Annotated in this window: 21 protein-coding genes; 9 read left to right on the top strand and 12 right to left on the bottom strand. The window is 41.6% G+C overall.

Annotated elements, in window-relative coordinates:
* Positions 1-4 precede the first annotated feature (4 nt).
* On the top strand, positions 5-865 hold the full coding sequence (locus H6779_00965; GenBank protein ID USN88001.1) for an SH3 domain-containing protein: 861 nt from the start codon (positions 5-7) through the stop codon (positions 863-865).
* Between the two features lie 10 nt (positions 866-875).
* Complete coding sequence (locus H6779_00960; protein ID USN88000.1) at positions 876-1211, top strand: hypothetical protein; 336 nt, start codon at positions 876-878, stop codon at positions 1209-1211.
* A gap of 78 nt (positions 1212-1289) precedes the next feature.
* On the opposite strand, the gene H6779_00955 is transcribed toward H6779_00960, so the two are convergent.
* The 3 genes from H6779_00955 to H6779_00945 are packed head-to-tail and all read right to left on the bottom strand — an operon-like array spanning position 1290 to position 2748.
* Positions 1290-2030 (bottom strand): hypothetical protein, encoded by a 741-nt coding sequence (locus H6779_00955; GenBank protein ID USN87999.1) that lies wholly within the window; start codon positions 2028-2030, stop codon positions 1290-1292.
* Between the two features lie 12 nt (positions 2031-2042).
* A complete protein-coding gene (locus H6779_00950) occupies positions 2043-2300 on the bottom strand; it encodes a hypothetical protein (protein USN87998.1) in 258 nt (85 codons plus the stop codon).
* A 25-nt stretch (positions 2301-2325) separates the two neighbouring features.
* A complete protein-coding gene (locus tag H6779_00945) occupies positions 2326-2748 on the bottom strand; it encodes a hypothetical protein (protein USN87997.1) in 423 nt (140 codons plus the stop codon).
* Between the two features lie 84 nt (positions 2749-2832).
* Between H6779_00945 and H6779_00940 the strand changes: the two genes are divergently transcribed.
* The 3 genes from H6779_00940 to H6779_00930 all read left to right on the top strand — a co-directional run bounded on the left by H6779_00940 (position 2833) and on the right by H6779_00930 (position 4749).
* Positions 2833-3393 carry a hypothetical protein gene (locus H6779_00940; GenBank protein USN87996.1) on the top strand — a complete coding sequence of 187 codons (561 nt, stop codon included), beginning with the start codon at positions 2833-2835 and terminating at the stop codon, positions 3391-3393.
* Between the two features lie 65 nt (positions 3394-3458).
* Positions 3459-4337, top strand: a complete 879-nt coding sequence (locus tag H6779_00935; protein ID USN87995.1) for a hypothetical protein — start codon at positions 3459-3461, stop codon at positions 4335-4337.
* 94 nt (positions 4338-4431) lie between these two features.
* A complete protein-coding gene (locus H6779_00930; GenBank protein ID USN87994.1) occupies positions 4432-4749 on the top strand; it encodes a hypothetical protein in 318 nt (105 codons plus the stop codon).
* Positions 4750-4908: 159 nt separating this feature from the next.
* Here H6779_00930 and H6779_00925 read toward each other — a convergent pair whose 3' ends face one another.
* The 4 genes from H6779_00925 to H6779_00910 all read right to left on the bottom strand — a co-directional run bounded on the left by H6779_00925 (position 4909) and on the right by H6779_00910 (position 7768).
* On the bottom strand, positions 4909-5472 hold the full coding sequence (locus tag H6779_00925; protein USN87993.1) for a hypothetical protein: 564 nt from the start codon (positions 5470-5472) through the stop codon (positions 4909-4911).
* 222 nt (positions 5473-5694) lie between these two features.
* Positions 5695-6009, bottom strand: coding sequence for a hypothetical protein (locus H6779_00920; GenBank protein ID USN87992.1), 315 nt, complete (start codon positions 6007-6009; stop codon positions 5695-5697).
* A gap of 80 nt (positions 6010-6089) precedes the next feature.
* On the bottom strand, positions 6090-7112 hold the full coding sequence (locus tag H6779_00915) for a transposase (GenBank protein USN87991.1): 1023 nt from the start codon (positions 7110-7112) through the stop codon (positions 6090-6092).
* Positions 7113-7447: 335 nt separating this feature from the next.
* Entirely contained in the window at positions 7448-7768 is a 321-nt protein-coding gene (locus H6779_00910; GenBank protein ID USN87990.1) for a hypothetical protein, read from the bottom strand.
* 315 nt (positions 7769-8083) lie between these two features.
* On the opposite strand from H6779_00910, the gene H6779_00905 reads away from it, so the two are divergent.
* Genes H6779_00905 through raiA form a run of 3 tightly spaced genes read left to right on the top strand, consistent with a single transcriptional unit; the run spans position 8084 to position 9006 of the window.
* Positions 8084-8386 carry a glutathione S-transferase N-terminal domain-containing protein gene (locus H6779_00905; GenBank protein ID USN87989.1) on the top strand — a complete coding sequence of 101 codons (303 nt, stop codon included), beginning with the start codon at positions 8084-8086 and terminating at the stop codon, positions 8384-8386.
* A gap of 3 nt (positions 8387-8389) precedes the next feature.
* Positions 8390-8611, top strand: a complete 222-nt coding sequence (locus tag H6779_00900; protein USN87988.1) for a DUF167 domain-containing protein — start codon at positions 8390-8392, stop codon at positions 8609-8611.
* Between the two features lie 23 nt (positions 8612-8634).
* Entirely contained in the window at positions 8635-9006 is a 372-nt protein-coding gene (raiA, locus tag H6779_00895; GenBank protein ID USN87987.1) for a ribosome-associated translation inhibitor RaiA, read from the top strand.
* Positions 9007-9060: 54 nt separating this feature from the next.
* Here the strand turns inward: raiA and H6779_00890 are convergent, their stop codons facing one another.
* From H6779_00890 to H6779_00870, 5 genes are all read right to left on the bottom strand, one after another.
* Positions 9061-9936 carry a methionyl-tRNA formyltransferase gene (locus tag H6779_00890; GenBank protein ID USN87986.1) on the bottom strand — a complete coding sequence of 292 codons (876 nt, stop codon included), beginning with the start codon at positions 9934-9936 and terminating at the stop codon, positions 9061-9063.
* Positions 9926-10471 carry a peptide deformylase gene (gene def, locus H6779_00885; protein USN87985.1) on the bottom strand — a complete coding sequence of 182 codons (546 nt, stop codon included), beginning with the start codon at positions 10469-10471 and terminating at the stop codon, positions 9926-9928. Before def ends, H6779_00890 begins: the two co-directional genes overlap by 11 nt.
* 34 nt (positions 10472-10505) lie before the next feature.
* Complete coding sequence (locus tag H6779_00880) at positions 10506-12401, bottom strand: hypothetical protein (GenBank protein ID USN87984.1); 1896 nt, start codon at positions 12399-12401, stop codon at positions 10506-10508.
* Positions 12402-12509: 108 nt separating this feature from the next.
* Positions 12510-12752, bottom strand: a complete 243-nt coding sequence (locus H6779_00875; protein USN87983.1) for a hypothetical protein — start codon at positions 12750-12752, stop codon at positions 12510-12512.
* Positions 12753-12921: 169 nt separating this feature from the next.
* Positions 12922-14421 (bottom strand): UDP-N-acetylglucosamine 1-carboxyvinyltransferase, encoded by a 1500-nt coding sequence (locus H6779_00870; protein ID USN87982.1) that lies wholly within the window; start codon positions 14419-14421, stop codon positions 12922-12924.
* A gap of 184 nt (positions 14422-14605) precedes the next feature.
* Here H6779_00870 and H6779_00865 point away from each other — a divergent pair, with 184 nt between their 5' ends.
* Positions 14606-15622 carry a rod shape-determining protein gene (locus H6779_00865; GenBank protein USN87981.1) on the top strand — a complete coding sequence of 339 codons (1017 nt, stop codon included), beginning with the start codon at positions 14606-14608 and terminating at the stop codon, positions 15620-15622.
* Positions 15623-15660: the final 38 nt, after the last annotated feature.

Genomic DNA, 15660 nt, shown 5'->3' with positions numbered 1-15660 from the left:
TATTATGAAAAAAACTTTCGTTATCTTTGTTGCAATCTTTTGGTCAGTGGTTACTGCTCTCTTGGCGGCGGCTTTTGTGGTTTATGATAATACTGCGCCGGAGGTTGGCCTGATGTCTTCAGATATGAATTCGCTTGAAAGGGTGGAAGATACAGAAGGTGTTTCTGAAGAGGGGAATGGTTTTTTATCTGAGATTACCAAAGGTATATTTGGTGGCGATAAAGAAAAATCTAATGGCGATAATACACTAAGTGATTCGGCCAAATATACTGATCTTGATACTTTAATGGCAATGGAAAGTTTAAAGGTTCGTAAGGAGCCTTCCATTGAAGCAGGGGTAGTAGGTACAGTGTTACCAGGTACCATTGGGAGAGTATTGGTAGATCCGGTAGCTGCTGATGGTTATTGGTGGTACAGAATATCGTATGACGATGGAACGAGAGGGTGGTCGGTAGAGAATTATTTAACTAATGATCTTAGTTTCAAACCTAAGGTTGAGGTTAAATCAACTTCAGGTACAACCAATACTAAAACTCAAACCACAAACACCACCAAGACTACTACCAATACAAATACAACTAATACTACCAACACCACCACAAACACCACCAAGACCTCTTCGGGGATTAGCGCCGCTACTGTCGCCAAGCACAACAGCTCGACCGACTGCTGGATGACGATTGATGGAAAGGTGTATGATGTAACTGACTATATACCGTATCATCCGGGTGGTAAGAGTAGGATTATCAATAACTGTGGTATTGATGCGACTAAACTATTTAATGGTACAACTTCCGGTGGACATAGGCATAAGTCCAGTTCTTACCAATTACTTAGTAAATATTATGTCGGTGTAGCTGCTTAAAATATAAATTATGAAAAAGACTTTTGTACTTAGTTTGATAGTATTCTGGATTGGGGCAACAGCAATTTTAGCGTATGGTTTTGCTAGTTATGCCGAAAAAAAGAAAAACGCCAACAAAGAAATACATGACACTACCGCTAGTGTTGAAATAGAGCAAGTTGACCCGTTGCCGGAAGAATTGGAAACGATTCCAATACCGACTTCTGCTGATATTTCTTCTAATCCAGTGGATGATAGTGTTTTTAATGGTTTATATGAAGACGAAGAATATGAGGAAGATGACGAGTGGGAAGATGATGAAGAATACGAGGATGACGAGTGGGAGGAGGAAGATGATGACGATTAAAATAACCGAGGTGCGAAATTGAGGAGGAGCTTGCGACGGAAAAGGTCGTTCCTCGGTTATTTTATATTAGCAGTTCTTTTATTCAATAGTTTTAAATGTAGTCATAATCTGGTCTAGTGTTTCTGACCCATCTTTGTCTGTATATATTTTTACAATATGTCGGTTTGGTATTAGTACTACGTAGCCATATAATTTACCGTCACTAAAAGCAGCTACGTTTTCTTTTGTTTCACTTTGGAAAACTAAGTCAGGGCTCTTAAAATCTTTTTGGCTTTGAAAGCCGGCGAACTCATTTTTCAGTGTCGCCATATTGGCAGGCTTGTAGCTTCGGTCAACATTTATATAAATTTCATTTCCATCTAGTTCTAGGATAGAGGCGATAATATAATCATCATGGTCGGGATTTACTTCATTGTCTAAAGCCAGTTTAGTTTGAGGGGGGAGAGTTAGAGATATGTCTGCAAAGTAGTTGGTATATTCTGTGTGACTGTCTTTTTGTAGTAGAGAGGTTGGTGGTATTTCATTACCCCAAAAGTCATAGCCGGCTTTAAAAAGGCAGGCACGATAATAGCTAAAGTGCCAATACTCTCGTAAGTCGTTTTTGGATACTTCATCAAATTCCAGTGGTAATAGAAACTTATCGTACACTTTTTGGTTGGTCTCTTTGATACAATCGTATTTCACAGCGAGCGGCGCCTTCGGCGCCGCCAAAAAATACAAAGACCACACCCGCCCAGTATGTGTAAAAGAAGCTAATACATAAAGCACTATCAAAAATACAGCTATTGGTAAAACCCCATAAACCAAAACCTTTTTCATGGAGTAAGTATATCACTTGTAACAAAGTGTACCGATTAATTCTATAATCAAACCAATAGTTAATAGTATTAATCCTACGATTGCAAAATTCCTTTGTTTAATTCTGTCGCTTATGGCTGGAAGTTTAAGATTTTCTTCTTCATCATCACTTGACCAGCGAGATATGCCTAATTCTAAAGCTTTTTCTTTTGTGATCAAAAGACCCCAGGCAATAACAATTGTTCCAATAAAGTTAAATAATGTTGGAGCTACGCTAAAAAATACTTCCATACTCTATAGTTAAAAAAATAAGATATTAAACATACAAAAGATAAAAGAATAGCATTCCAGAAAATACCGATACCAGCCAAGCGGCGATAAAGAGGGAAGTGAAGCGGGGGTGTTTAGCAAAGTAATTTTCACCAGTGGCGTATTTTTTGGCAGCCATAAGAAAGAAAATAACTAGACCAATAAACATTATCAAGGAAAAGGTGCCGTGAAAAATAGCGAGTCCAAGCTCAAAAGGTTCGTGGTGTGAGTCGTGGTGTTCTGGTAGGTGGTGTAGTACTCGAGAAAGCATATATGAGATATTGAACATGATCTCGTAGCCAAGAACAAAGAAAGCAAAACCCCGCATAAAAACACCGGTGTAATAGGCTTTATAGATAATGACTAAAACTGATACTGTGACCAATATTTCGGTAATAAGCGATATGATACTAAAAACTGGAATTTCCATAGCTTGGATTATAGCAGTGTTGGGGTAAAATAAAAAAGTTTGACGGGTGCAGGTTGAGAGGTTTTGGTGATATAATATCCAACTATGAAAATACAATCTATAATATTTCTATCTACCTTCTTGTTGGTAGCTTTTGGTGTGTCTAGCTCAGCCTACGCTGAAACACCACTCACAGCTGGAGTCTCGGATTATCGTAATCAGGTTGAGACAGAGAAAAAAGTTCGAGAGTATTTCGTGGACATTCCAGATATGATTGAGATTGCTCGTTGTGAATCAAACTTCCGTCAATACACCAACAGCGGCGCTGTTTTGCGGGGCGGCTCAGGTGGTCAGATGATCGGGGTATTTCAGTTTAATGAATCTATTCATCTAAATACTGCTAAAAAACTTGGTTTTGATATTAATACTCTTGAGGATAATCTCGCCTACGCCAAATATGTTTATGACAAGCAAAGTACTACACCTTGGATATCGTGTTTAAAGAACCCGGTCGCGCCAGTTGTGACTAGTGTTAATAGCAATGATAAGCAGGGTATGGTACAGCCGACTCGGGAAGAATTGGAAGCAAAAATTAAACAGCTTTTGCAACTCCTCGACCTACTTCAGCAACTACAAAAACTGTTAAAACTACAAGCTGCGTCTTAGGGTTGATAGGTATAGTCTTACCTAACCAGCTTCAAGTTAGTTAGGGTTTGGGGTAAAATAAGTACATGAAGAAATATTTGTCACCAATGATGGTTATGGTCATTGTGCTTGGAATTGGTATTTTTTGGCAGCTAACTAAAGAAGTTCCTGGGTACGAATTAAATCAATATAGCGAACTCTTTCAGTCAGAGATCATACAAGCCGGGGTTGAACGTGGTGGACACCCGATAGAGGGTTTTAGCGCGTTTATTTTTATGCAGATATTTCCGGACCTTGTGCCGTCGGATTTTGGTGGAGTAAAAACCCTTGAAGGCGTGTATCACTTCGATGGAAATGAACTTACATACCAAAGAACCGCTGGTCAACCAGTGACTTCAGCTGAACAGACTATATCTAGTGAAGGCTACAGAACGCTCCTTGCCAATCTCTCAAAGCGGTTAGAGGTAGAGGTAAAGAGTGAATCTGATGTCGCAACTCTACTCGCAGTATTAACACAAAATGAGGAGAGGGAGGGAGAGGGAAAAGATATAAAAGAAATCAATGGTGATGAAGATGGTGCTGAGGACGAGGGTATTGCTGATGTGGATGACGATGTGGTTATGAGTGGCGGAGGAGGTATATTACCATTTGATTCAGGTGTATCGGGTAGGGTATTACTTGGTCCGACCTGTCCGGTCATGCGTGAACCGCCAGATCCTGGGTGTGCCGACAAACCGTACCCTACAACTGTAGAAGTCTACGCAATTGGCAGTCATAGTAATGCGCCATTTTCGATAATAAATACTGATAAAACTGGAGTTTATAAAGCAATGCTTCCACCTGGAAATTACACACTTCAGCCAGTCGGCGGAAGTCCATTTCCAAGTTGTGGCACGGTTGATATTACTGTGACGCCGGACACAATGCTAGACGTTGATTTGTCGTGTGACACGGGTATACGGTAGTTAGGTGATTGGTGTAATAATCTTAAGCTGAAGTAGGATACCCTCATCTTATCTGTTAGAATTAAATAATTGCTAGATAAGAAAAATAATAACTATGCAAAAATTTATATTGTTAATCAAGGGCGGCAGTCCCGATGATTCAAATCGAGAGGAAATTATGGATCAATGGAAGACTTGGGTAGATGATCTAAGAGGAAAGGGTATTTTAGATAGTATGGGACCTTTTGAGGAAAAAGGAAAGGATATAATTGGTACCGACATGTCAGTTTCCGATTATCAAGCTGAGGTTGGTGGATATCTGGTGGTAAACGCAGACGATATGGACGCTGCGGTAGAAATAGCAAAAGGTTCACCATCATTAACTCTAGGAGGAAGTGTTGGTGTACACGCTGTACAAGAAATGGGTCTATAAGAACTTTGTCATTGATTATCTTAGGATAAGACGTGAGCACAAAATCCCCGAAAGGGGATTTTGTGCTCCGCTGGGTGGAGGATGTTCGAACTTGTATTATATAAAAAGCTACCCTACAGCTATTGCTGAGGGTAGTATGTTGAGAACAGAATTTAAATGTTAAATGAGGTATCTATACTTATTGTGAAAATTGTCACTATGTACTTTTGCTATACAATAGGGTATCTCAATTGTTTCAATTTCTGTCACGTATAGTAATTTAAGTAAGTGCACTATACCCAGGAGATTAGAGGCTGCTATACCACCTTCAATGTCACAATCAGAGCCGCCAGCCATGAGTACTCCTGCATTGGTCCATATTTCCACATAGACGGAATGTTCATTAGGATTGTTTTCATTGCATTCTGCGTATATGACACGCAAGCGCGAAACTGTACTACTACCATCTAGGGTCCAATTAAGATGGGCGATTAACGTGTTGATTTCCGCATCAGCATCTGTTCTTGGTATAAATCTTACTTGTCTATTTTTATAAGGACCACAACTATCGTTCTCGTATGCGGGTAAATCTAAACCAAAAGGATGTTCTTCGCATGTTAGTGCTGAATCAGCCCATTTACCCATAAGTAACATATACCCAATATTCATGTCCTGTCTAGTCATGAGTGCATGAATTTTTTGAAGCGGTACCTTTTTAATGTAATCGGTTTCAGTTATTGCCATTTTTGGTTCTCCTCACGAGTGTCTGAAATTTAAAACGCTACATCAATCTGTATTAAATCATAAAAAACTTAATCTGTCTAGCTCCGCTGGGTGGAGGATGTTCGAACTTGTTGATATCAATATAAAACAAAAACTCGTGGTGAAAACTATTACTAGTTACACCACGAGTGAGCTATTATAAAACATATAGGTTTATCTTAATTGAACATCAACTTGCTCAGATTATTCAGTAACTACTTTAGATTTGTCATGCTTTTCAAATAGTTCTTGCCACCCACTTTTTTCATCACAAGAAAAAGAGGTTGCTGAGAAGCTGTAGACAAAATTTTGAACCAGTCTGCTTAAAGGTAACTCCTCGGGCGCCTGTTGTGCCATCTGTAGGGCTATTTCACTTACAGTACATTTATTGTTCTTCATATCTATACTGACTGCATACCGAGCAGTGAACGAATGGTAGTGATTTCCTGAGCGAGCGTATACAACATATGGGTGACCGTCAGCAATTACAATACGGCAGTTAAAAGTTACTTCAGACATAAATAATCTCCTATCTGGTTGTTTGAAATCTTTGTAAATTATACATTTTTTTGGGTAAAGTGTCAATGATTTGTACGATCTCACCACCTTTGAGACTCTATCTCATAATGTTCTCTATAATACTCCATGGGCGACAAAAGACCCAGTCCTTCATGCGGTCTCTCATGGTTATACCAATACAACCATTCATTCAGTGAATCATTGAAGTCAGGAATACTATCTCGAAGCAGGGATCGGTGATAAATAATGTGTTCTTCTTGAACGGTACGATTGAATCGCTCTATATAGGCATTCATCTTAGGACAACGTGGATAAGTGTGATAATGGTTGATGTTAAGAGTTAAACAAGCTTCGTGGAAGTATTTAGCGAATTCTGAACCATTATCAGTCTGTATCTCATCTATACTAAAAGGGGTATAGTGTATAAGTTGTTTTAGAAAGTCTCGAGCACTATTTGAAGAATGACTGGTATAAGTACGAGCGTAAGCAAACCGTCTTTCTATGTCTATGGCGGTGAGTATGTACCGTTTAGTGCCATCTATGTGTCTCACGATAGTGTCTATCTCCAAACCTTGTTTTTGTGGTCTTCTTTGTTTTTTAACCTTGGTTTTTCTTTGTTCTTTGTGTGTACCACTCTTAGCGTACCAAGAGAGCTTAACTGGATTCGGTAGTCTACCTAGTTCTTTAAGATCACTGATACAGCGATTAACATAGGAAACTGACACCTTGAATCCTTCCTTCTTCAATAGCGGTACCAGCTTTTTCCCACCAATCCGTGGTCGCTTAGTACGCCAGTTGATAATAGCTTGCTCTAGTGGTGGTGATATCTGTCTCACTCTTCGTTTCTTAGGAGCAGTACTCTTGGGGTCTAGGGCTTGGATATTACCATTACTATCATTTAGTTCTTTTTGCCATCTAAATAAAGTTGGTCTAGATACGCCAAAAGCATCTTTGGTGGTATTAGTACCATGTTTTTGCCAAAACGTGAGTATTTTAACTCTTCTTTCGACCTCCTGTTTGTTTTTCATTGTCTGCCACTTTAGAGCACTATCAGCCGCTTTGGCAAACCCTCTGGTGTTCCTTAAAATGTTATGTATTCTCATTACTCCTTATTTAAGGAGTCTCATATGTATGTGAGATTATTCAGATTTGCTCCGCCGGTAGGATTCGAACCTACGACCAATTGGTTACACTTGTCCTAATATTTCTAAAAGGGGTGGACTATATCATCATCCTTTTCAGTTTTTTGCTGTTGTTGGATGCGAGGCGCTTCCCCAGCTCTAGATTTAATTTTCAAAATTTTGAAAATTAAATCTAGAGCTGGGTACTCCATAAAGGATAGTCTCTGAACCTTCAAGAGTTTTTCAACTCAAGCTTGGCTGCTGATTACCTGCAACATTACTTGCTAAGGCTTCCAGCAATTCACCTCGTTTTCGACCTACTTTTCAGTAGGAAGCTGCGTGATACCATCGTGTAGTTCCATGTGGCAATTTGCACAAACTAGGATGCATTTATCAAGTTCTTTCTTGATCTTATTCCAAGATCTAGTGAGTCCTTTTGCAGAAAGACCAAAGTCTTTCTTGTTAGCATCTTTGTGGTGAAAGCTTAAAGCTCTCTTGCATTTTTTATAACCACAAATTTGACATTTGCCACCCCCGTATTCAATTGCCATTTCCTTCAGTTTTCTTCTTCTGTCAGAAACAGCTTTTTTCAAATACTCGGCACGATCGGCATATGTTCTTTTGTCTGGTACACTCATTGTATTTAGTATATCAGGCTTGAAACACGGTGTGTTCACAGCCAACTGCTCTACCACTGAGCTACGGCGGAATATTTAATTGTGATTGTTCTGGCTATTAGCCACTTAAGTCTGGTTTGACTCAAGTGGTTGTATTGTACAGAAAAAATTGGAATATTCAACTTTTGCCGCTGGAGGCATGTGTTTGTGTGGAGGGATGGTGGGTGCCCCGCAGCGTAGCTGCGGGGCATAAGCTCTATTTTGGTGTATTTATCAACTGGTGTTCAACTTTATGAGATGTAGTATAATGAACGAGTTACAAGTTTAATGTTTTGTATGCTTACACTTTACTATAAACCCAATTGTTCTTTTTGCCGTCGAGTACTGGCGGTAATTGACCGTTTGGATCTAGAGGTTGAACTAAAAGATGTGACTGAGTCGGCTAATTTGGCTGAACTTCAAGAAAAAGGGAATAGCTCACAAACTCCATTTTTGATAGACACTGACAAAGAAGCTGCCCTTCACGAATCCGATGATATAGTGGCACATTTGCAAACTAACTATGGAAAGACGGCTGCTACTCCGGCTCGACCTCGTATACACATTAGTGACAGCGCCTGTGTCTCTTGTGAGGGTTAGTGTATGTATGTAAAGGTGCGGGTGACACCAAAAGCCAAAAAGGAGACAGTAGAGAAAACAGGTGAGTTGGTTTATGAAATGGCAGTTAAAGCGCCAGCGGAAAGAAATTTAGCCAATCAGAGAGTCAGAGAATTGCTGGCAGAAAACCTCGGGGTAAGTGTAAAAGCGGTAAGGATTGTCTCTGGACATCACTCGGGTAACAAAATTTTTGATGTAAAGATGTAGGGTATAAGAATTAAGAAAAAAATATGTCATTCTCAAACATAATATTCAGGAACACAAATGTAACGGTTGAAGAAAAACTTCACGATCTGGTTGAGCAAAAGTTTACTTCTCTAGAGAAATATATTGGTGATGAAACTGATTTGAAGTGTGAAGTAGAATTTGAAAAAATCGCTTCACATAATACTGGTGATATATACAGAGTTGAAGCTAATCTATGGTTGAGTGGAAAAATGCACCGCGCGGAAGCAACTAAAGATACTTTTGAAAACGCTATCGATGAAGTTAAGGAGGAGCTTGATCGGGAGTTAAATAAGGATAGTAGTAAGCGACAGACTTTAATGAAAAAGGGTGGTCGAGAAATAAAGGAAGCGATGCGGTCAGGAGGAGAAATTTAAAAAATAAAAGCCGCGTCGAGCAAATTTGCTCGACGCGGCTTTTATTTTTAAATTCTACTTAAAATAAGCTGAAAAATCAGTCTCGGATTTTCCTTCTGGTACTATTTTGTTGATTACAAGCTGACCAGAGTTAGTCAACACAGCCTCTTTGATTTTAAAACGCTTGTCATTGTATATAAAAAAAGTTTCCGGCCAGCCAGCAAAAGCGCGGATTTTTAGAAGGGCTTTATAGGCTCCTTCTCCTTTGGGCAAGTTGTATGGGTCGAGCTGCAACTCACCCATGTTTTTAGTGATTTTGGTACATAAAGTTGCTTGGCTGTGGTCTTGGTCTGTAGGTGTAATATTGCCCGAAGTCCAGTTTGGTATCGTCTTGGCTAAGAGTTTGCCACCGATTTGTCCTAAGGTCATGTCCAGTTCGGTGCCGCTAATCGGCCATTTTTCTGATGGTATAGTCACTTTAGCTTGGGCGATAATTGGTCCGTGATCCATTTCTTCGTCTAGGACTATGATGGAAACGCCGGTTTCGCGCTGGTCGTTTAAAATAGCACTACGAATCGGGCTCGGGCCACGTAACTTTGGAAGAAGTGATGGGTGAACGTTGATGGTTTTAAATTTGGGTAGATCAATTAGCCACTTAGGTAAGATTTTGTTGTATGCCACCACGACAAACAGGTCGAAATTTCCAGACGCTAGTTTGGTTTTAACATCTTCGTCTTTATAACTTTCTGGTTGGAAAACTTCGATACCATTTTCTTCTGCCCAAACTTTGGTTGGCGGGGGAGTAAGCTGTTTTTTTCGGCCACTTGGTCGATCGGGGTTGCAAATAACCAAGTTAGGGAGGATTCCTGACTTTTTCAATTCTTCTAGTACCGGCATTGACAGCGGTTCACCGCCAAAGTAGGTAATTTTTAGATTAAGATTATTCTGCATCGTTTTCTTCATTGGTTGGTTCATTGTCTTTTTTCTCCCAGACTTTTTCTGCCACATCGACAAAAAGGATTCCGTCCAAGTGATTGTATTCGTGCTGTATTATTTGCGCCAAGAGTCCACCAGCTCCTCTGGTGTATTTTTCACCGTTCTCGTCCAAGGCTTCAAAGGTGACATTGGTGGCGCGGCGGACTGTACCATAGCGGTCTTTTACTGACAGACAACCTTCACCGACCAGGTGGGTTTTCTTAGAGGTTTTTATTATTCTTGGGTTAATAGCGACTAAGGTGGGAAGTCGATCTTCCTCGTCCTCGCTTTTCTTTTGAGTTTGGTCTTCAACTAGAAAAATACGCTTGGCCACACCAATCTGCGGCGCGGCGATAGCTACAGCGATAAAACCATCTACTTCGTAGGTTTTAATCGCGGCACGCATGCCTTTTAGTATTTTTTTTACTGTGCCATCAGTAAATTCTTCAGGTGTAACTTCCTCTGAAATAATATGCAGGGCGGTGTGACTTTCTGGTACTAATTTTGACATAGTTATAATGCGAAAAATAACACATTTTTCTAACCTAGACAATGCGATTAGGGTCAATTTCTATTCGTACGTATGGAGGAAGTTCGCTGCTGACTTTGATTAAATCTTTAAGAGCTTGGCTTTTGGCTGGTAGTCTAAATAAAGCATGGCGTAAGAATTTATCTTTGCCGAAATTAGGATTGGTATAGAAAAACGCCTCGTGCGGTTTGGTTAGTGACTTAATGGTATTTTCGGTCGTGGCTATAAAGTCTTTGTTGCCGGTCCAACTCATTAGGATAAAGGTTGAAAATGGGGGATAATTTAACGCTTCACGCAAGGCCAGCTCATCGTTGTAAAAACTTTCTAGACTGCCGGTTTTTATGTAATGCATTAAATCGTCTGGTTCTGTTCTGGTTTGGACCAACACTTCTTTATGGGAAAGATCCCGTAGTTGTAGCAAAAGACGGAAAATCTCCTCGTCGGCCCGCCAGGTTGGGTTGGAGCGGGCAGCGTCCAGCGATACTACGGCGCTTAGGTCTATTCCTTTTTGACTCAGATAAGCTAAAGCCATTTGTGTACCAACGAGTATCGTGCCTCGGTCAGAATAGAATTCGTCGATAATTTTGCTAGCGCGACGTTTGGTGGAAGCGGTCTGGTTATCAAATAACAGTACTTTATTGTTTGGGAAGTTAGCCACACATTCATCAAAAACGTGCTGAATACCAATGCCGCGTTGCTTTAGCCGCCATGAACCACAGTTGGTACAGGTGTCAGAAGCGCGTACGCGTCGACCGGAGGTGCTAGAAACAAACCACCTATCTTCCTCACCGGCTTTGTTGTAAGTACGGATTAGAGAGTAGGGAGTGTTTGAGTCAGGACAACGAAAAATAAAACCACAGTCAACACAGGCTACGACAGGCGCAATACCTCGTCTGGCTCCATACATGAAGACTCGTCCTCGACCTTCTAGGGCACTGATAGCACGCCTTTTCAACTCCGGGGAAAATAACATGAAAGGTAGGTCGGGTGAAGGTTTGTCTTTTTGTTCGATAATGGTAATCGGACTGGAAAAGGGGATGCGCTTGGTTTCCTCGTTGTAGGTAATGAACAGATCCTGACGACGATAATGCTCATCTTCGCTGCGCGGTAAAATATCGCCCAGTAACACACTGCGTCCGGTGATTTTCGATAAGGTAGTAAGAGCAGTGCGGTGATCTAGGTAGGGACGAGTACGGTCTTTATACAGATTACTGGCGCTGTTTTCCATAATTATGGTCAGCAGATCAACTCGGTCCAAATAAGCGTGACTGGTGGTTGTGATAATCACTTTAGCGATACTAGTGTCTTCAAAGGCGGCGTAAGCTTTCTTTCTTTCTGACTTTGACTGGTAGGGTGAAAAAATAACGATTCTATCTTCAATCCCATGAGAGAGGTTGGCTTTGGCGTACTCTAGATCAGCTGAATTAGGAACTACGAACATCACCGAACCACGTCTAGCCAAAGTGCTACGGATGTAGCTGCGGTAGGCTACGTAACGTTCGGTGGTGGTAGCGGTGAGGATTTGCGGTATCGTTTCCTCTTGATGGGTTAAGGCTGAGACTGTGGGGTATTGATAGTTGCCGTTTCTAATGTCGGGTGATAGGAGTTGATACATGATGGCTCCTAGTGAGCTGGGATAGCTCTCGGTTAGTTTCTCAGCTGTTTGGCGAAGACTGGCCGGTACGGTTGTGGTGTTTTGTTGTTCGGGAAGTTTGCGAAGGGTGAATGAGGCATTGCGGAGGGTGGTCTTGTAGTCAGAGGCGTCCTTACTCGAAATCACAATAGCTTGGTGACTTTTGCCTCTGATTGGCGCTGATAAGATGGTGCCGATTTCGTAATTGACGCTACTGAAGTAGGTCAGGGTGTTGATTTTGGTGGCTTTGATGAGGGGAATTACCTGAATTACGAACATGTGAGGAGTATTGTATCAAAATGGCGGGGAGTTGTAAGGTTTGGGAGTTTTGAAGTAAAACAAACTCCCGCTTTTTATGGGCGGGAGGGTCTAGAGCTGCTAGTAGTTCTATTTGATTGTGTAATACTTTATAACTTCAAGGGCTTCAACTATCTGTTTGTCGTCTGTGGTGTATATATAAAAAATAAACATAGAGACGATAAAAGTTAGGATAGATATCGGTAAGATATATAGAAGGTCGTGAAAACCAGGTTGTTTTTCATCATCGAGTTTGTCAAGGTACTTTTCGGTTTTTGTTTTTAATAAGTATAGAATCAGAGACAGGACTATCAATCCACCAAACTTTAACATTTCTGTGGTTATGTAGGCCAGCAGAACTGCTATCACAAGGGATGTTAATAAAATCGTCCATGCTGAAACACGTTTAATATCATTAGTATTCATTTAAAGATCCTCTCAAAAAAACAAATTAAATTACAAGACTGTTGGAAAATAACATGAATAATATCTTCTGTCAAACTTAAAACTCATCCAAGTACTTAATCTGAGCGCCGAGCGAAGCGAGGCGCTCTACTAGGTTTTCGTAACCACGGTTGATGCTGTAGATATTGCGAAGCACGCTATGACCCTTGGCTCCAAGCATGGCAATGAGAAGGATGGTAGCCGGGCGGAGGGCAGGTGGACAGATAAGTTCGTTAGCTTTGAGTTCGGTTGGTCCGGTGATAAAGATGCGGTGCGGGTCAGCTAGTACGGTGTCAGCTCCTAGTTTTTCGAGTTCGGTAAAATAAATGGCGCGTTTCTCATAGACCCAGTCGTGAATCAGGGTTTGACCCTTAGCTTGCGTAGCGATAACGGCGAAGAAGGGAAGGTTGTCGATGTTTAAGCCTGGGTAAACAGAAGGGTGAATTTTTTCATGAAGAGCGACCAGTTTTGATGGTTTTGTCGTAATATCAACCAGCTTGGTGAAATTATTGTGCGATAAGTAAGGCTTGGACTTAGTGTACTTAAAGCCCATTTTTTCTAGTTTTAAGAGCTCCAGTTCTAGAAAATCAATCGGACAGCGAGTAATGGTGATAGCTGAGTTGGTGACGATAGCGGCAGCCAAGAAAAACATACTATCGGTCGGGTCTTCAGATAAGGTGTATTCAACATTTTTATTAATATTTGATATTCCAGTAACGGTTAGGGTGGTGGTGCCAATGCCATCTATCTTTACGCCTAGTAGTTGAAGAAAGATGCAGATTTCTTGCACCATGTAATTAGCGGTGGCGTATTTGATGACGGTAGTGTTAGGAGTCAAGGCGGCGGCAAACAGTGCGTTTTCAGTAACCGTGTCACCTGATTCGTAAAGGATGACTTCTGAAGGTCTCTTGTTGCTTTTAGTTATTTCAAAGCTGTCATTTGTGGCCTTTATATTTACACCAAAGTTCTCTAAGGCGAAAAAGTGCGGCTTGACGGTGCGGCTACCGAGTTTGCAGCCACCGGATTGTGGTAGGTTAAATTTTGCAAAATGATGAATTAGTGGACCGATAAACATGACAATGCTGCGGGTTCGCTTGGCAGCTTCAACGTCAATTTTGTTGAGTTGGTATTTCTTGGGTGGAGTAATCGTGATGGTGCTACCTTGCCACTCAACTCTACTACCGATGCTCTCTAGAACTTCAACGATGCGATGTACTTCTTCAATTCGGGGCATGCGGTGCAGGGTGGTGGTACCACGGTTTAGTAAGCTGGCACAGAGTAGGCCAACAGCGCCATTTTTAGAGGTGTTGGTTTCTATAGTACCGTTTAGTTTGTGTCCACCTTCAATTTCTACATTTACTGTACCAGGGGAGAGAGTGATCAGATTCTTGCCTAGCGCCTTACCGATTCGTTTGAGCATGTCAGCGCTGATATTTTGCTTGCCAGCTTCCATTCTGGCTACGGCACTTTGGGTGGTTTTTAATGTCTTGGCTAATTCGGTCTGAGTAATACCCTTGGTTTCTCGTAAGTCTGCTATCTTGTGTCCAATATTTAACATAGAAACACAGTATAGCATATATGCTATACGGTGCTAGTGGTCAAAGAGTGTAGAATACCAAGGCTAAAAATACCAAGGGAAATACCAAGGGTAACCCTAGGCAGGCTTGCCTAGGGTTACCCTTGGTATTTTTTTAGCCCACCCTTTGTTGTTTTCGAGAAAGAAGGTAATATATACCCAAAACATGGCCTGGAATAATTTGAACCCAAAAATTGGCATAGATCTTGGTACTACCAGCATTCTGGTGTTTGTACCTGGTCACGGGATTGTACTAAACGAACCATCGGTGGTGGCGGTGTCTGATGATAACCGAGTGGTGGCAGTTGGAGCTGAAGCAAAACGGATGATTGGTCGTACGCCAGATACGATTCGTGCTTACCGTCCGATGAAGGATGGAGTAATTGCGGACTATCGGGTGACTGAGGCTATGCTTCGCTACTTTTTGCGCAAAGCCCTTGGTCGATTCAATATTTTTAAACCGGATGTGATGGTGTCAGTGCCGGCGGGAGTCACTTCGACCGAAAGACGGGCTGTGGTGGAAGCGACAATCAAGGCGGGGGCCAAGAACGCCTATGTGGTAAAAGAGCCGATATTGGCGGCGATTGGGGCTGGGGTGCCGATCTATGAGGCGCAGGGGCATATGATTATTGATATTGGTGGTGGTACGATCGATGTGGCGGTTATTTCTTTGGGAGGTATCGTGGCTTCCAACTCAGTTAAATGCGCCGGTAACCGGATAGATACAGCGATTGTTGATTATGTGAAAAAAACTCGCAATTTATCTATTGGTGAAAAAACGGCTGAAGAAATTAAGATAACTATCGGCTCGGCCTTGCCCTTGGAAGAGGAGTTGGTGATGGATATTAAAGGGCGTGATGTCTTGTCTGGTTTGCCGCGTACTACCGAGATGCGTACCAATGAAGTAGTGCGGGCAATTGGCCGAGAATTGCGAGAAATGGTCAAAGCTATTAAGGATGTTTTTCAAGACACTCCTCCGGAACTAGCCTCGGATATTATCGATGGTGGAATAATAATGACTGGTGGAACTTCACAGTTGCGCAATTTTCCCGAATTAATCAAGCGGCGTACCGGTGTTAAGGCGCAATTGGCCGACCAAGCACTCTTTTGTGTGGCTACCGGTACTGGTATTGCATTAGAGCACCTTGATACCTACAAACGGACAGTGCTAGCTAAACGATAGTGACTTAATAGAACTGCCCCGCGCCGTAGGCGCGGGGC

It is taken from the genome of Candidatus Nomurabacteria bacterium (genome assembly GCA_023898525.1).
Taxonomy (GTDB): domain Bacteria; phylum Patescibacteriota; class Minisyncoccia; order Phycocordibacterales; family UBA918; genus OLB19.
Note: the sequence above shows the minus strand (reverse complement) of the source record. Positions and strands in the feature narration are given on the sequence as shown.